General features: G+C 67.5%; 2 protein-coding genes and 1 pseudogene. All 3 read right to left on the bottom strand.

Features of this window, described 5'->3' with window-relative positions:
- Window positions 1-448, bottom strand: a pseudogene (locus I0Q12_RS34465) (carboxyl transferase domain-containing protein); the annotation flags it as partial.
- 137 nt (window positions 449-585) lie between these two features.
- Window positions 586-1,827, bottom strand: coding sequence for a KasA/KasB family beta-ketoacyl-ACP synthase (locus tag I0Q12_RS31000; RefSeq protein ID WP_197257819.1), 1,242 nt, complete (start codon window positions 1,825-1,827; stop codon window positions 586-588).
- 8 nt (window positions 1,828-1,835) lie between these two features.
- Window positions 1,836-2,114 carry a meromycolate extension acyl carrier protein AcpM gene (acpM, locus tag I0Q12_RS30995; protein ID WP_068162700.1) on the bottom strand — a complete coding sequence of 93 codons (279 nt, stop codon included), beginning with the start codon at window positions 2,112-2,114 and terminating at the stop codon, window positions 1,836-1,838.
- Between the last annotated feature and the right edge of the window lie 151 nt (window positions 2,115-2,265).

The following is a 2,265-nucleotide window of genomic DNA, read 5'->3' as shown; positions in this document are numbered from 1 at the left end:
GTCCGGTCACGAAGACGCGTGCCTCCGGCGCCATGATGACGATGTCGGTGAGGGCGGGGCCGTAGGCGGCGCCCCCCGCGGCGAAACCGAGGACGACGGAGATCTGGGGCACCCGGCCGGACGCGCGGACCATGGCCTCGAACACGAGGCCGACGGCGTGCAGGGCCTCGACACCCTCGGCGAGGCGAGCGCCCCCGGAGTGCCAGAGGCCGACGACGGGCAGGTCGCGTTCGATGGCGGTGTCGATCGCAGCGACGATGTGCTTGCAGCCCTCGACACCCATGGCGCCACCCATGACGGTGGCGTCGGAGCAGTAGGCGACGGTGCGGATGCCGTCGATGTAGCCGATCGCGGCGAGGACGCCCGACTTGTCACGCGGATGCAGCGTTTCGGTGGTGCCGGCGTCGAACAGATTCTCTAGCCGCGCGAGCGGGTCTCGAGGGTCCACCGCGGTGTTCCGAGTGTCGGCAGGATCCAGGATGGTCATCGGTGCTCCTCGGGAAGGCGGGGTGGTGGGGTGTTCGTGGTGGAGGTGCCGAAGGGGATGGGACCTCCACCACGAACATCGAGCGGGCGTCGGACGGGTCAGGCCCGGCCGAACGCGAGCGCCACGTTGTGCCCACCGAATCCGAACGAGTTGTTCAGCGCGAAATCGAAGTTGCCGTAGCGCGGTTCGCCCTTGACCACGTCGAGATCGATTTCTGGATCCTGATTCTCGAGGTTGAGCGTGGGCGGAATGACTCCGTCCCGCAGGCTCAGGACCGTCAGTACCGCCTCGAGGGCACCGACCGCGCCGATCGAATGTCCGAGCGCGGACTTCGGTGCGTAGATCGCGGCGTGCTTGCCCACGGCCGCACCGATGGCCTTCGCTTCGGCGATGTCACCGATCGGGGTGGCCGTTGCGTGTGCGTTGACATGGGCGATGTCGGACTTGGTGAGTCCGGCGGTCTGGATCGCCCGGGTCATGGCACGGGCAGCACCCGTTCCCTCGGGATCGGGGGCCACGATGTGGTACCCGTCCGAGGTGATTCCTGCGCCGAGGACGCGGGCGTGGATCGTCGCGCCGCGGGCCTTGGCGTGTTCCTCCGATTCGAGGACGAGCATTGCGCCCGCCTCGCCGAAGACGAAACCGTCGCGGTCCTTGTCGAAGGGGCGGGACGCACCCTTCGGGTCGTCGTTGCGGGTGCTCAGCGCGCGCATCATGGCGAAGCTGGCGGTGGCAACCGCATCGAGCTGACCCTCGACACCACCCGTGACGATGATGTCGGCGTCACCGAGCGCGATCATCCGGTACGCGTGGGCGATCGCTTCGGAGCCCGACGAGCACGCCGAGACCGGCGTGATGACCCCGGCGCGGGCGCCGAGTTCGAGACCGACGGTGGCCGACGGGCCGTTCGGCATGACCATCTGCACCGCGAACGGCGACACCTTGCGGTATCCGCCTGCGCGCAGCTTGTCGACGGCGTCGATGAGGGTTTCCCCACCGCCGAGACCGGTACCGATGACGACACCGAGCCGCTCGTGGTCGACCTCCGGGCTGCCGGCGTTCGTCCACACCGTGCGCGCGAGGGTCAGCGCGAGCCGCTCGACGTAGCTCATGCGGCGGATCTCGACGCGGGAGAGTCCTTCGTCGGGGCTGACCTTCAGGGTTCCGCCGATGCGGACCGGGAGGTCGAACTCTTCGACGAAGCCGCCGGTGAGTGTGCCGATGCCGCTTTCCCCGGCGAGGAGTCCCTTCCACGTGGCATCCACATCACCGGCGATCGACGTCGTGGCCGCAAGGCTGGTGACGACGACGTTGCGCAACGTAGGAGAGGCGGAAGTCACGGTCGGGCTCACTCGTTGTCGTTCGAGATCTGAACGCCCTCGGCCTCGAGCTTCTGGATGTAGGCGACGATGTCACCCACGGTGCGGAGGTTCGCGAGGTCCTCGTCCGGAACCTTGACGCCGTACTTGTCCTCGGTCTGGACGGCGATCTCGACCATGGAGAGGGAGTCGATGTCGAGATCGTCGACGAAGGACTTCTCGATGGTCACCTCGGAGGGCTCAATACCGGTGACCTCTTCGATGATCTCCGCGAGACCGGCGATGATTTCTTCCTGGCTGGTGGCCACGTCGTGGCTCCCTTCGTGTGTTTCAGTGATGGGGTCTGAACTTCCGGCCGGATGTTTCCGGCCGGGCCCGGGTGCCCGGATCGGGCGTACCCGTGTTGCTGCGCGATGCGCGCGCAGCAAACTAACCGAGTCCGGGCAATTCGGCCAGTGC

The organism is Rhodococcus sp. CX (assembly GCF_015865005.1).
Classification (GTDB): Bacteria; Actinomycetota; Actinomycetes; order Mycobacteriales; family Mycobacteriaceae; genus Rhodococcus.
Note: the sequence above shows the minus strand (reverse complement) of the source record. Positions and strands in the feature narration are given on the sequence as shown.